The organism is Paraburkholderia elongata, from assembly GCF_013177735.1.
Classification (GTDB): Bacteria; Pseudomonadota; Gammaproteobacteria; order Burkholderiales; family Burkholderiaceae; genus Paraburkholderia; species Paraburkholderia elongata.
In genome coordinates this window covers 1-12,993 of record NZ_WOEZ01000144.1, presented here as the reverse complement: position 1 = coordinate 12,993, position 12,993 = coordinate 1, and the positions used below count along the sequence as shown (strand labels likewise).

Below are 12,993 nucleotides of genomic sequence, written 5' to 3'. Positions count from 1 at the left end.
CTCAAATATCCGAGAAATGGTTATTCCGAAAGACCAATGCCGACCGTAAGCTTACCTCCGTCGCCGCCATCGGAGCGGACACTTACGATAAGGAGCAGCTCATGCAACCCCGTCTCGACTTCTACAAGGCCAGCCCGAGCGGCACCCGCGCGATGATCGCGCTCGAAGAAACCATCGGCAAAAGCACGATCGACAAACCGCTCGCGGAACTGGTGCGGATCCGCGCGTCGCAACTGAACGGCTGCGCGTTCTGCCTCGATATGCACGTGACGGACGCGCGCAAGCACGGCGAAACGGAGCGGCGGCTGGCAACGGTGGCGGCGTGGCGCGAAGCGCCGTTCTTCACCGAGCGCGAGCGCGCGGCGCTCGAATGGACCGAATCGGTCACGCTGGTCGCGCAAACGCGTGTGCCGGATGAGGTGTGGGAAGCGGTGAAGCCGCATTTCACCGAGCAGGAAATTAGCGACCTGACCTTGCTGATCATTGCGATCAATGGCTGGAACCGGATTGCGGTTTCGTTCCGGAAAATGCCGGAGTAAATGCGTGGAGTAGGTACGATTACGCCCGAGTGAGCGCAGCGCATAAAACGCAAAATGGCGCGCCCGTGTATCCGAGGCGCGCCATTTTTGTTGCGCTGCCGAGAGTGGCAATCGCATGGTGTCGAACGGCCGGTGCCGCGTACTTTCTTGCGGCCGGTAGCCGGTAGACGGCGCCTTGGCGCCGCTTTACACGTCGCAGCAGATTACTCCACCACCACGCCGCTCAATGCAGCCGCTTCTCGCGCGTTCTCACGCGCCTCGTCGCTGCAACGCTGATGTTCACGCGAGAGCTTGCGCATCAGCGGCAACAGCAGCACCGCGATCAGCGCGCCCAACGCCGCGAGCCAGCCCAAGCCGTTAAAGAGCTTGGTGTACAGCGGCAGCGATTCGAGCGGATCCATATTGCCCGCCGGCATCTGCGCGAAGTTCGCCACCACGCTGCCCAGATACTGCGACACGCCGGTTGCCACAAAGTAAGCGCCCATCATGAAACCGCTCATCCGCGCCGGCACGTAGCGCGCGATCATCGCGAGACCCAACCCGCTCACCAGCAATTCGCCGAGCGAATACAAGCCGTAGCCGCCCACCATGAACCACGACGATACGCGCCCGTTCACCGCATAGTTGCCGCTCGCCGCGTACACGAAGAAGCCGGCGGCCACCACCGCGAAGCCGAACGCGTACTTGACCGCCACCGGCACGTCCTTGCCGCTCTTCGCGAGCTTCGTATAGAGCAGCGCGAGCACTGGGCTCAGCAGCATGATCCAGATCGGATTGAGCGCCTGGAACTGTGCGGCGCTCCACGTGAACAGCGTCTCGCCGAACAGCATGAAGCGCGGATCGACGTTGCGCAGCGCGAACAGCGTGAGCGACGTCGACATCTGCACGTAGAACACGAAGAATAGGATCACCTGCGCGGTCAGGATCAGCGCGGCAACCAGACCCGAGCGCTCCGAGCGCTCGCACTTCACCAGCATGTAGCCGAAGATCGCCAGAATCGCGACGCCCGCCGTGTACACGCAGGCCACCGCAATCGCCTTGTGCTGCAGCACGAACATGGTTGCCGTGCCGAGCACGATACCGCCCAGCGCGACCGCGCCGACGCGTTTCCAGCGGATCGGTTCGGCGTCCGGCGCGGAGCCGATATGTGCGAGCGTGCGGAACATGATGAAGTAGTTCAGCACCGACAGCAGCATGCCTGCGCAGCAGACCGCGAATGCCGTGTGCCAGCCCCAATGGTCCTTGATCCACGGCGTTGCGAGCATCGAGGCCGTCGAGCCGATATTGACCGCCATGTAGTAGATCGTGAATGCGCTGTCGATGCGCGCGTCGTCGCCTTCGTAGATGCGGCGCACGAGATTCGCGGCATTCGCCTTGAAAAGCCCGTTGCCTACCACGATCACGCCGAGCGACGCGTACATGTAGTTCAATTGCTCATTAGGTAACGCCAGCATCAGATAGCCGGCGGCCAGCACGCCGGCGCCGAAGATCATCGTGCGGCGCGCGCCGAGAATCTTGTCGCCGATCCAGCCGCCGATCGACGGCGATGCGTACACCAGCGCCGTGAACGCGCCCCACGTGAGGGTGGCGTGGCTGTCGGTGAAGTTCAGCTTGTCGATCATGAACAGGACAAGCAGCGCGGCCATCCCGTAGTAGCCAAAGCGCTCCCACATCTCGATCAGAAAGACCGTCGAGAACGACCGGGTCTGCGAGACCGGTGCGCCGGGGGGATTGGACGAATTCATCATGTACCTCTTGTTCTTACGGTTGCGGCGGCGCGTGGGCTTGCCACGCGCCGCGAAAAACTGGATCTGGAAAAACGGTCGGCGAACCGGGCGCGACACGGCGCACGCATGTGCGTAGCCAGTGGCGCGCGCATCGACACGCTCATCTGGACGCTAAAGCGTCAATACCAGCAGAAAAACCAGGGGATGGGATAGAGGCCCGCCACGCGGTACGCTGCGCCACATCGGGCTCGTGATCCGGCAGGCGGAACAGGCTCAATGATAAAGCATCGCGGGAAACGGGGATCCGGGGGCCGGCTGTCCGGAGGTCAGCTGTCCAGCGGCCGGCGATCCGAAGGCCGGCGACCCGGCGAGCGGCAGGTAGCGGCCGCGCCGGGCGGCGGGCGCTAAGCCCGCGGCAGGAAAAATCGGCAGTGATAGTCATGTCCTCATGCCGGCCAGCGTTCGGATGGAACGTGCCGGACAATGCTCCGCCGCGCAGGATCGCTGCGCGTGGAATGAAAAACAGCGGCCGGCGTCGCGTGTGATACGAACACGCGCGCCCAACCGCCAAGCGGGGCAGATTCTGCAAACAGAACCACAATTCGTCACTCAGGGAATTCACTGATGCCACGCCAATTACCTGTTTTTACACGCCATATTCCTTCGTTGAGCAGTCGTGTGTGATTCAAAATAGTCTTTGATGTCATGCCTTTAACGTCTCCTGACACTCAACCTGCATCAATTTGGAGACCCTTGTGCACACTGCAGTCCTTACCGCATCTGCGTTCAGTTTCTCGTCGAACACCGGTCAAAACGGCTGGCGCGGATTTCGGTTCTGGCAACATAGAGCGTTGTCTCGAAAATGCGGCCCCTTGCACGACCGGGCGCTGAATGGCCCGCCACCCCCGGCCTGGACCGCAATCAAACCATATTTACTTATATCAAACAAATTTTGACGGGCTAATTTCCTCCTGCTATGGTCACGACAATTCAAAAGAACAACCCGGCCCTCGAACTTGGCAGCAAGATCCGCGCGCTGCGGCAACGGCTTAAGCGCACGCTGGATGAAACGGCAACAGCGGCGGGTATTTCCAAACCGTTTTTGTCGCAAATCGAACGCGGTTTGGCATCGCCGTCCATCACTTCGCTGGCCGGGATTGCCCACGCACTCGGGGTGACGATGCAGTATTTCGTCGACACACCAAGCGAAGATCGCTCGATGTGCCGCGGCGATCAGTTGAAGTTTTTCGGTTTTGCAGACTCGGCCAATCTGTTTGCACGGTTGACCAATCCGACGGGCGGCCGTCAGCTCGAAGCGATCCTTGTGAGGATGCCGCCCGGGCAAAAGCGCTCGGAAGTCACCACGCATGCCGGTGAAGAGTTTATGTATGTGATCAGCGGCGAAGTGTCGTTGACGCTGGAAGGCAAGATGTTTGTGTTGCACGCGGGAGACAGCGCGCATTACGAATCGACGGTGCCGCATAGCTGGGCGAATACCGCTCGTATCGAGTCGGTGGTCGTCTGGGTGGGCACACCGAGACTGTTCTAAAAAGCAGGCACCTTTTCCGGTTGATCCGGCCAGGGTTTGCCTGCATTACGAAATGTAAGGAATCCTGCATGTCGCGCAACCAACACGGGCAACAAGGGCCGCCCCGGCCCGAGCACCGCAGATAACCGGGCGCCCCGGCGCCAGCGCGTTCTTCTCTCGACCTTTCCTGCGATCTCAACCGATGAAAACCCCGTTCGTCTACGCGACGGCGCTGACCGCGCTCGTCCTTACGTTTCAGCCCTCCGCCTTCGCCGTCACGGTGCCCGCGGGCGTCACGCTCGCCGCCAGCCAGGAACTCACCCGCCAGGTGCCGGCCGAAACCGAATCGCTCGATCCCGCGCACATCGAATCCTGGACCGGCGACACGATCGCGCTCGACCTGTTCGAGGGCCTGACGCGCATCGACGCGGCCGGCGCGATCGTGCCGGGCGTCGCGCAATCGTGGACGCGCACCGGGCCGCAAACGTGGGTTTTCAAGCTGCGCCACGATGCGCGCTGGAGCAATGGCCAGCCGGTCACGGCGGCTGACTTCATCTACGCATGGCAACGCGTGCTCGATCCGAAGACCGGTTCGAAGTACACGATACTGATCGAGTTCGTGAAGAACGCCAAGGCGATTCTCGCCGGCAAAGCGCCGTTGACGAGTCTCGCCGCACGCGCCATCGATCCGTACACGCTGGAAGTCACCACTGAAGTACCCGCCGCCTTCTTCCCGCAACTGACCGCCATGCCGGCCATGGCCCCGGTCAACCGCGCGACCATCACCAAATTCGGCGGCGACTGGACCCGGCCGGGCAACTTCGTCGGTAACGGCCCGTATACGCTGACCGACTGGCAGCCGAGCAACCGGCTGGTGGCGTCCAAAAGCAGCACGTACTGGAACGCCAGCAAGGTCGTGATCACGAAAGTGACCTATCTGCCGATCGAAAACGACGAAACGGCAATGCGCATGTATCAGGCCGGTCAGTTCGACTACACGTATTCGATTCCGTCGGGCATCTATACCCAGGTCAGCAAACAGTTCGGCTCCGAGCTGAAAACCGGTCTGCAGATCGCCACTTACTACTACAGCCTGAACAACGACGACCCGGCATTCAAGGACAAGCGCGTGCGCCAGGCGCTGGCAATGGTGCTGGACCGCGACCTGCTGACCAAGCGTCTAACGGCCGACGGCGAGGTGCCGATGTACGGCCTGATCGCCAAGGGCACGGAAGGCGCGAACGTCTTCACGCCTGACTGGGCAAGCTGGCCGATGGCCAAGCGCGTCGATTACGCGCGCAACCTGCTGAAGGCCGCAGGCTTTTCGGACGCGAAGCCGCTGACGTTCACGCTCACCTACAACACCAACGACCTGCACAAGAAGGTCGCGCTGTTTGCCACGTCGGAATGGCGCACCAAGCTCGGCGTGAGCGCCAAGCTCGAAAACGTCGAATACAAGGTACTGCTCAAGCAACGCCACGACGGTAAGGTGCAGGCCTCGCGCGACGGCTGGTTTGTCGACTACAACGACGCCAACTCGTTTTTCGATCTGATACGCTGCAACAGCGTGCAGAACGATCAGCGCTACTGCAACCCGCAAGTCGACAAGCTGGTCGATGAAGGCAACCAGCAACTGGACGACGCGAAGCGCACCGCCCTGCTCACGCAGGCGCACGATCTGGCCATGAACGACTACCCGCTGGTATCGCTCTTCCAGTACTCGGCGGACCGGCTGGTCAAGTCGTATGTCGGCGGCTACACGTCGACCAATTACGTCGACCAGCGCGCCACGCAAGACATGTATCTGATCAAGCACTAAGCGCGGGAGCACCGTCATGCTGGCTTACACGCTGCGCCGCACGCTCTGGGCGATCCCGACGATTCTCGCCGTGATCACCGCGTGCTATCTGTTGCTGCACCTCACCCCCGGCGGGCCGTTCGACACGGAGAAACACCTGTCGGCGGCCGTGCTCGCGAACCTCAACGCCAAGTATCACCTCGACGAGCCGCTGTGGCTGCAGTACCTCCACTACCTCGGCTCGCTGCTGCGCGGCGATCTCGGTCCGTCGTTCCGCTACGCCGACTGGTCAGTCAACGATCTGGTGTGGAAGGCGTTGCCGGTGAGTCTCGGCGTGGGCGGCGTATCGGTGCCGATCGCGGTCGTGATCGGCGTCACGCTCGGCACGCTGGCCGCCGTGCGGCGCGACCGTTTCATCGATCACCTGGTCATGGTGCTCGGCAATATCGGCAACGTGGTGCCGCCGTTCGTGCTGGGTCCGGTGCTGGTGTGGATCTTCGCGATCCTGCTGAAGACCTCCGAAGGCCACGGCTGGCTGCCGGCCGGTGGCTGGGGCGAAGGCGAGTGGCGCTATCGCGTGCTGCCGATCGTGCTGCTCACCATCATCAACGTCGCCGCGATCGCTCGCGTGATGCGCGGCAGCATGATCGAAGTACTGTCGGGCAATTTCATCCGCACCGCGCGCGCCAAGGGCCTGCCGGGACGCACGATCGTGTTGCGCCATGCGTTGAAGCCCGCGCTGATGCCGGTGGTGTCGCTGCTTGGCTCGATCTGCATCTCGTCGATCACGGCGGCGGTGGTCACCGAATCGGTGTTCGCCCTGCCCGGCCTCGGCCAACTGGTCGTCAACGGCGCGATCAACCGCGACTACACCCTCGTGCTCGGCCTCGTCGTGCTGACCACCGCGGTCGCCGTCCTGTTCAATCTGCTGGTCGATCTGGCGTACGCCTGGCTCGATCCGCGCATCCGGTACTGATCCATGCCCCGCTCAATTCAATCGACTGCCGCGGCGCTCGATCCGCTCGCGGCCATCGCAAGGGCACCGCGTTCACGCGGGCCGCTCGCCACCGCCGCGCTGCGCTTCGTGCGCAATCGCGCGGCGTTTTCCGGCTTCGTCATCTTGCTGTTGATCGTGATTGCCTGCGTGGCCGGTCCGTGGTTTCTGCCGAACAATCCGATCGACAGCGACTGGAGCGCGATCAGCCTCGCACCGACGCTGCAAAACATGCACTGGTTCGGCACCGACGAGCTCGGCCGCGACCTGCTCGCGCGCACGCTGCAAGGCGGACGCGTGTCGCTGGAAGTGGGCCTGCTCGGCACGCTGGTGTCGGGGCTGATCGGCGTGGCGTATGGCGCCACTGCCGGCTATCTGGGCGGCCGCGTCGATGCGGTGATGATGCGCATCGTCGACATGATGTACGCGATCCCCTACATGCTGATCGCAATCCTGATGATGACGATGTTCGGCCGCGCGTTCTATCTGGTCGTGCTGACGATCAGCGCGTTCTCGTGGCTCGACATGGCGCGCGTGGTGCGCGGCCAGACGCTGTCGCTGCGCTCGCGCGAATTCATCGACGCCGCCCGAGCAATCGGCGTCAGTTCGCCTTCGATCATCGCGCGCCACATCGTGCCGAATCTGCTCGGCGTGGTAGTGGTGTATGCCAGCGTGACGGTGCCCAACATCGTGCTGACCGAATCCGTGCTGTCGTTCCTCGGTCTCGGCGTGCAGGAACCCATGACGAGCTGGGGCGTGCTGATTCAGGACGGCGCGCAGAAGCTCGAATCGATGCCGTGGCTGTTGCTGTGCCCGGCGGTGATGCTGTGCGTCACCTTGTATTGCGTGAATTTCGTCGGCGACGGTCTGCGCGACGCATTCGATCCGAAGGACCGCTGACATGCCGCTACTCGAAGTCAAAGATCTGAGCGTGCGCTTTACGCGCCGCGAGGGCGCACCCGTCGACGCGGTGCAGCGCGTGTCGTTTTCGCTCGAAGCGGGCCGCACGCTCGGCATTGTCGGGGAATCGGGCTCGGGCAAAAGCCAGACGGTGATGGCGCTACTCGGCCTGCTGGCCGGCAACGGCAAGGTGTCCGGCACCGCGACCTATCGCGGCGAAAACCTGCTGACGATGAACGAAGCCGAGTTGAACAAAATTCGCGGCGACCGCATCGGCATGATCTTTCAGGACCCGATGACCTCGCTCAACCCGTTCCTGACGATCGAACGGCAGATGACCGAGACGCTGCAACTGCATCGCAAGATGTCGCGCCGCGAAGCGCGCCGCCGTGCCATCGAAACGCTCGAAACGGTGCGCATTCCCGATGCCGCGCGGCGCATCAACATGTATCCGCACGAGTTCTCCGGCGGCATGCGGCAACGCGTGATGATCGCGATGGCTCTCCTCTCCGAGCCGGAAATCCTGATCGCCGATGAGCCGACCACCGCGCTCGACGTGACCGTGCAGGCGCAGATCATCGAATTGCTGCGCGAACTGAATCGCGAACGCGGCACCGCGATCATTCTGATCACGCACGACATGGGCGTCGTGGCCGGCTTGTGCGACGACGTAATGGTGATGTACGCCGGCCAGACCGTCGAGCAGGCGAACGCCGCCACGCTGTTCGCCGCGCCGACGCATCCGTACACGATCGGCCTGCTGAACGCGCTGCCGCGCCTGACCGACGACGATGACCGTCCGCTGCAAACCATTCCCGGCAACCCGCCGTTGCCCGGTGAAGTCGGCGAGGGTTGCGCATTCGCGCCGCGCTGCGCGTATTGCAGCGATCGGTGCCGCGAGTCGCGGCCTGCGCTCACGGCGTCGCCTGCGGCTGCCGACGCGTTGCGCGCATGCCACCGGCCGGTGCAGGAAATCATGGAGGTACAACACGTATGAACGCCACTTCCATTGCAAGCCTCGGCCAAGGCCAGGGTCAAGGTCCGGCAACGCTGTTGTCAGTCGACAATCTCAAGGTGCAATTCGGCGTGCCGCGCGGCGGCTTTCCGTGGTCCGGCAAAGCGACGCTGCGCGCGGTGGACGGCGTGTCGTTCAACGTGCGGCGCGGCGAAACCGTGGGCCTCGTCGGCGAATCGGGCTGTGGCAAGTCCACGCTTGCACGCGCCATCATCGGCCTCGCGCCGGTGGCGAGCGGCAGTGTGCGCTGGCTCGACCAGGAAACCGTGCTGCCGGACGCGCGCCGCGATACCTCGCGCCTGCGGCGCGACGTGCAGATGATTTTCCAGGACCCGCTCGCCTCGCTCGATCCGCGCATGACGATCGAACAGATCGTCGCCGAACCCTTGCTCACCCATGGCCAGGACATCGCCCGCACCGACGTGCAACGGCGCGTTCTGACGATGCTCGAACGCGTCGGCCTCAACGCACAGCATCTGCGCCGCTATCCGCATGAGTTTTCCGGCGGCCAGTGTCAGCGCGTCGGCATTGCGCGCGCGTTGATCGGTGAACCGCAACTGGTGATCTGCGACGAGCCGGTGTCGGCGCTCGACGTCTCGATTCAGGCGCAAATCGTCAACCTGTTGCGCGATCTGCAGCGCGAGTTGTCGCTGTCACTGCTGTTCGTCGCGCACGATCTCGCGGTCGTCAAGGCGATCAGCCACCGCGTGCTGGTGATGTATCTGGGTCGTGTGATGGAGTTCGGCGACAAGCGCGACGTATATGGCACGCCGCGTCATCCCTACACGCGCGCGTTGCTGTCGGCGGTGCCGGTGCCCGATCCGGTGGTTGAACGCGCACGCCGTCATCTGCTGTTGCGCGGCGAGATTGCGTCGCCGCTCAGCCCACCCTCCGGTTGCGCGTTTCGCACGCGCTGCCCGGATGCGATCGAGGCCTGCGCCAGCGAGATTCCGCAGCCTGTCACGCACGGTGCGAGCGCGACACGCGTCGCGTGCATTCGCGTGAGTGACCGCTAAAGAAAACAGCCTGGAAATTTAAAACCGTATTCCCCGGCGCGGCGGGCCGTCGCGCCGTTGGATTCGTTCGTCCTGCCATCAGCGGGACGAGCGATGAACGTGGACTGGCTAAGCGCCAGCCAAAGATCCGCCAAAATAACAGAGACGTACTACATGAAAGATAACCGAACAAAAAAGCTGTCAAAAAAAACCAGTGCAGCCACCTTCTTTTACTGTGCATTCACGCTGCCCGCGCTGACCATCAGCGCGAGTGCCTACGCCGACGACGTCGTATTGGAGCCCACTTCCGATACGACGAAAACTCAAACACTCGCGCAAACGTTTTCCTCTCCTACGCAACGGTTGCAAGCAACGCCCGCCTCGCAAACTTCGCAAGCCGACACATCCGGCAAGCGCAGAGCGGACCAGGGCAGCCAGGTGCGCAACGATCAACCCGACACCACCAACGCCGTCGTCAACGCGGAAGCCGACCAGACGGTCACGCCGCCCACGCCACTGTCGAGCCAGGCGGCGAGCAAGGGCTTTATCGCCGATAGTCATCTGAACCTCCAGTTCCGCAACTACTCCGATTACTTCCAGGCGCCCACCGCGATCTATCGCCACGCGTGGATTCAGGGCGCGCAAGCCAACTATCAGTCAGGCTTCACGCAAGGCCTGGTCGGCTTCGGCGTCGACGCGTCACTGTTCGCCGCGCTCAAGCTCGACGGCGGCAACGGCGCCGGCAACATGGTGCACGTGGGCAAGGACGGCGGCGGCTCGCAACAGCTCGCGTGGGCTTACCCCGGCATGTATGACATCAAGGGGCGCATTTCGGAAACGGTCGTGAAGTACGGTCTGCAGATCGTCACCAACCCGTTCCTCGAACCGCACGACAATCGCGCGTTGCCGCCGACTTTCCTCGGTGTCTCGATGGTCAGCAACGATCTGGATCATACGACGCTGGAGGCCGGCAGTTTCACTAAAGTCGACGCACGCGGCCACACGAACCTGACTAACCTGACCACCTCGTACGGCGGCACGCGCATCGACCGCCTGACCTACGTAGGCGGCACGTGGCACTACGCCAAGAACGGCGAAATGGCGCTGTATGTCGACCAGGCGGACGACGTCTGGCGTCAGTACTACGGCTCGGTGGCGCAGTCGTTCGGCGACCCGGCCACGATCAAGTGGAGCGGTCTCGCGAACATCTATTCGACGCACGACACCGGTGCGTCCCGCCAAGGGCATATCAACAGCAACGCGTACAGCCTGTCGGTCTCCGCACAGCACGGCCCGCACGCGCTGCTGCTCGGTTACCAGCAGGTGCTCGGCGACCAGTTCTTCGACTATGCCAACGAAACCAACGGTATCTACCTGACCAACTCGATGGACGTCGACTACAACGCGCCGCATGAGCAGTCGCTGCAATTGCGCTACACGTTCGACGGCAAATACGCCGGCGTGCCGGGGCTCAAGGCGATGTTCTGGGGCGAGTATGGCTGGGGTGCGGATGCCTCGGCAGGTGCCGCGGATAATGCTTCGGCGTCGGCGCCGCTGCACAACCTGTACTGGAAGAACGGCGAACCGGTGCACGGCCACCATCACGAGTTCGGCTTCATTCCGAGCTATACGTTGCAAAGCGGCCGCTTCAAGGACACGAAGGTCACGTTCATCGCGATGTGGCACAACGCCTCGCGCTATTACTCCGATGGCAACAATATGGAGTACCGGTTGGTGGTGAATGTGCCGGAGAAGGTGTTCTAAAGCGGAGGGGTCCCGCTGCTTTGACACCTACGCGCGTCTCGCACTGAAAGCGCAGGCGCGATACCGCGCAACGCTCGAAGCGCTCGCGAAAATAAAGAACCCGCGCCCGGTGGCGTTCGTGAAGCAGGCCAACATTGCGAACGGGCCGCAGCAGGTCAACAACGGGAGCGCGTTGCCGTACTCGCTTTTGTCGAAGCGTGTCACAGCGCAATGGAGGGGCGTCATGGCTGATTTTTTACGCCCCTCTCCGCAACTGAATGCCGAGATGCCTGACACCGCTGTTATCCGCGTCGATCAATTGCACGCGCTGGCGGGGCTGCTGAGTCTGGGAGAAGTGGCGGAGCAGTTCTCCGATCTCTCAACTGTTGCCCAGGTTTCCATTTTTTGGTCTGTTCGAGGACGCGCTCGCCGACATACTCGCAGTATTGACGCAAACGGTGACTGCGCGTGAATGACCTGCTGTGCGGGTTTCGCGACCTTGGGCGGCAGGCGTGAATCTCCCGCCCCAAAAACGGCAGCAGTGGTGCTTGCGCCGCATCAAAAAAACGAGATGCCCTTCGAGTAGCTGCCCCGCTTTTCGAACTTGTCTGATTCACTTCTTCTTTCTGCCTATCGAGAGTGCTGGCTGGGTTTGTGTATCCGGACAGGGTGCGCAATCCCCGCAGGCGATGACGGCGCGCTGACTGTTTGGCGCGGAGCATCGGCTGCGCTATCCCATTCAGACAGGAGACTCCATGATGCCGGAACAGCAGAAAGACGAAACCACGTACCTTTTTGCCACCCTCGGGTCGCGCACTGAGCGCGGCGGACGCGTCACGCAGGTAAGCTGCAGGTTAGCGGTTGACGGGTTGAACTTGGCCCGCGTCTGTGACAAGGCGACCTACGAGGACGGCAGTGAGGTGGTAGCCATTGATGGCGCGGGTGCCTCCGTAGTCTACGATGACGGGCCGCTCGCGCTGGTCGGTTCCCGTCTGAGCAACGGCGACGCGATCACACAGACATCGCAGGACGGCCACGGCATATCGCTTCGCGACGGCGAACTCATTCCGGGCCTTTTTGATTCTGCCTATATGCCGCCCCTGAGTACTGACGCGGACAGAGGGCATAACCATGCGTAAGGCGGCGGTACGGGACGGTGACCCGACGACAACGGGCGGTCGTGTCATGGGTTCCTCAACGGGGTATACCGACCACGGCAAAAAGCTTGCACTGGATGGCGACGTGGCGACGTGCAACAACTGCAAGGGAATCCACAGGATCTTTGGAACCGGCAAGGGAATATCCGACAAGGGGCGCAACGTTGTTGTTGACGGTGATTCGGTACTCTGTCCGTGCGGAAAGAATCGGGTAATCGTCGGTAGCAACCCTGGATATTTTCTCAATTCGGACCACGGCTCGGCGGGGCCGAGCAGCGCCTCAAAAGTGAGCCCAGCCAATGAGTCGGCAGTTCTACAAGCATACGACCGGCATTTCCAGCTGCTCGATCAGGATGGCAGTCCTATTGCGGGAGCCCTCGTTCACGTTCAAAACCCGGCTGGCGAAATTCAGGAAGTCACGACGACGCCCGAAGGCAAAACGCCCACCGTTGAAGGCCGTGATGGCGGCTCGGCGCGATCAAATTTGAAGTGCAACACCTTCCTCGTGTAAGGTGCGCACATGCAAAAAAGAAGAACGTATCAACAGCTTCAGCCTGAAGAGCGCATGACCATTGCAAGCATGAAGCAGCAGGGTTC

At 62.3% G+C, this 12,993-nt stretch carries 12 protein-coding genes; 11 read left to right on the top strand and 1 reads right to left on the bottom strand.

Annotated elements, in window-relative coordinates; genetic code table 11:
* The first annotated feature begins 101 nt into the window (after positions 1-101).
* Positions 102-539, top strand: a complete 438-nt coding sequence (locus GNZ13_RS26240; protein ID WP_172169902.1) for a carboxymuconolactone decarboxylase family protein — start codon at positions 102-104, stop codon at positions 537-539.
* Between the two features lie 203 nt (positions 540-742).
* Here GNZ13_RS26240 and GNZ13_RS26235 read toward each other — a convergent pair whose 3' ends face one another.
* A complete protein-coding gene (locus tag GNZ13_RS26235; protein WP_172169938.1) occupies positions 743-2,284 on the bottom strand; it encodes a peptide MFS transporter in 1,542 nt (513 codons plus the stop codon).
* 958 nt (positions 2,285-3,242) lie between these two features.
* On the opposite strand from GNZ13_RS26235, the gene GNZ13_RS26230 reads away from it, so the two are divergent.
* The 10 genes from GNZ13_RS26230 to GNZ13_RS26185 all read left to right on the top strand — a co-directional run bounded on the left by GNZ13_RS26230 (position 3,243) and on the right by GNZ13_RS26185 (position 12,907).
* Positions 3,243-3,815, top strand: a complete 573-nt coding sequence (locus tag GNZ13_RS26230; protein WP_172169899.1) for a cupin domain-containing protein — start codon at positions 3,243-3,245, stop codon at positions 3,813-3,815.
* 181 nt (positions 3,816-3,996) lie between these two features.
* Positions 3,997-5,613 carry a peptide ABC transporter substrate-binding protein gene (locus tag GNZ13_RS26225; RefSeq protein ID WP_172169896.1) on the top strand — a complete coding sequence of 539 codons (1,617 nt, stop codon included), beginning with the start codon at positions 3,997-3,999 and terminating at the stop codon, positions 5,611-5,613.
* A 16-nt stretch (positions 5,614-5,629) separates the two neighbouring features.
* A complete protein-coding gene (locus GNZ13_RS26220; RefSeq protein ID WP_172169893.1) occupies positions 5,630-6,568 on the top strand; it encodes an ABC transporter permease subunit in 939 nt (312 codons plus the stop codon).
* A gap of 3 nt (positions 6,569-6,571) precedes the next feature.
* Entirely contained in the window at positions 6,572-7,486 is a 915-nt protein-coding gene (locus GNZ13_RS26215) for an ABC transporter permease (RefSeq protein WP_216675026.1), read from the top strand.
* 1 nt (position 7,487) lies between these two features.
* Positions 7,488-8,483 carry an ABC transporter ATP-binding protein gene (locus GNZ13_RS26210; RefSeq protein WP_172169890.1) on the top strand — a complete coding sequence of 332 codons (996 nt, stop codon included), beginning with the start codon at positions 7,488-7,490 and terminating at the stop codon, positions 8,481-8,483.
* A complete protein-coding gene (locus tag GNZ13_RS26205) occupies positions 8,480-9,517 on the top strand; it encodes an ABC transporter ATP-binding protein (RefSeq protein ID WP_172169887.1) in 1,038 nt (345 codons plus the stop codon). The genes GNZ13_RS26210 and GNZ13_RS26205 overlap by 4 nt, the downstream gene beginning before the upstream one ends.
* 153 nt (positions 9,518-9,670) lie before the next feature.
* Positions 9,671-11,260 carry an OprD family outer membrane porin gene (locus GNZ13_RS26200; protein WP_172169884.1) on the top strand — a complete coding sequence of 530 codons (1,590 nt, stop codon included), beginning with the start codon at positions 9,671-9,673 and terminating at the stop codon, positions 11,258-11,260.
* 118 nt (positions 11,261-11,378) lie between these two features.
* Positions 11,379-11,711, top strand: coding sequence for a hypothetical protein (locus tag GNZ13_RS52705; protein WP_236002195.1), 333 nt, complete (start codon positions 11,379-11,381; stop codon positions 11,709-11,711).
* A 283-nt stretch (positions 11,712-11,994) separates the two neighbouring features.
* Positions 11,995-12,378: a PAAR domain-containing protein gene (locus tag GNZ13_RS26190; RefSeq protein ID WP_172169881.1), complete on the top strand. Its 384-nt coding sequence runs from the start codon at positions 11,995-11,997 to the stop codon at positions 12,376-12,378.
* Complete coding sequence (locus GNZ13_RS26185) at positions 12,371-12,907, top strand: PAAR domain-containing protein (protein ID WP_172169878.1); 537 nt, start codon at positions 12,371-12,373, stop codon at positions 12,905-12,907. Before GNZ13_RS26190 ends, GNZ13_RS26185 begins: the two co-directional genes overlap by 8 nt.
* Positions 12,908-12,993 lie beyond the last annotated feature (86 nt).

What these genes read in the sequence shown, in the direction of transcription:
- GNZ13_RS26240 (WP_172169902.1), top strand. Translation starts at nt 102, where the DNA reads ATGCAACCCCGTCTCGACTTCTACAAGGCCAGCCCGAGCGGCACCCGC.
- GNZ13_RS26235 (WP_172169938.1), bottom strand. Translation starts at nt 2,284, where the DNA reads ATGAATTCGTCCAATCCCCCCGGCGCACCGGTCTCGCAGACCCGGTCG.
- GNZ13_RS26230 (WP_172169899.1), top strand. Translation starts at nt 3,243, where the DNA reads ATGGTCACGACAATTCAAAAGAACAACCCGGCCCTCGAACTTGGCAGC.
- GNZ13_RS26225 (WP_172169896.1), top strand. Translation starts at nt 3,997, where the DNA reads ATGAAAACCCCGTTCGTCTACGCGACGGCGCTGACCGCGCTCGTCCTT.
- GNZ13_RS26220 (WP_172169893.1), top strand. Translation starts at nt 5,630, where the DNA reads ATGCTGGCTTACACGCTGCGCCGCACGCTCTGGGCGATCCCGACGATT.
- GNZ13_RS26215 (WP_216675026.1), top strand. Translation starts at nt 6,572, where the DNA reads ATGCCCCGCTCAATTCAATCGACTGCCGCGGCGCTCGATCCGCTCGCG.
- GNZ13_RS26210 (WP_172169890.1), top strand. Translation starts at nt 7,488, where the DNA reads ATGCCGCTACTCGAAGTCAAAGATCTGAGCGTGCGCTTTACGCGCCGC.
- GNZ13_RS26205 (WP_172169887.1), top strand. Translation starts at nt 8,480, where the DNA reads ATGAACGCCACTTCCATTGCAAGCCTCGGCCAAGGCCAGGGTCAAGGT.
- GNZ13_RS26200 (WP_172169884.1), top strand. Translation starts at nt 9,671, where the DNA reads ATGAAAGATAACCGAACAAAAAAGCTGTCAAAAAAAACCAGTGCAGCC.
- GNZ13_RS26190 (WP_172169881.1), top strand. Translation starts at nt 11,995, where the DNA reads ATGATGCCGGAACAGCAGAAAGACGAAACCACGTACCTTTTTGCCACC.
- GNZ13_RS26185 (WP_172169878.1), top strand. Translation starts at nt 12,371, where the DNA reads ATGCGTAAGGCGGCGGTACGGGACGGTGACCCGACGACAACGGGCGGT.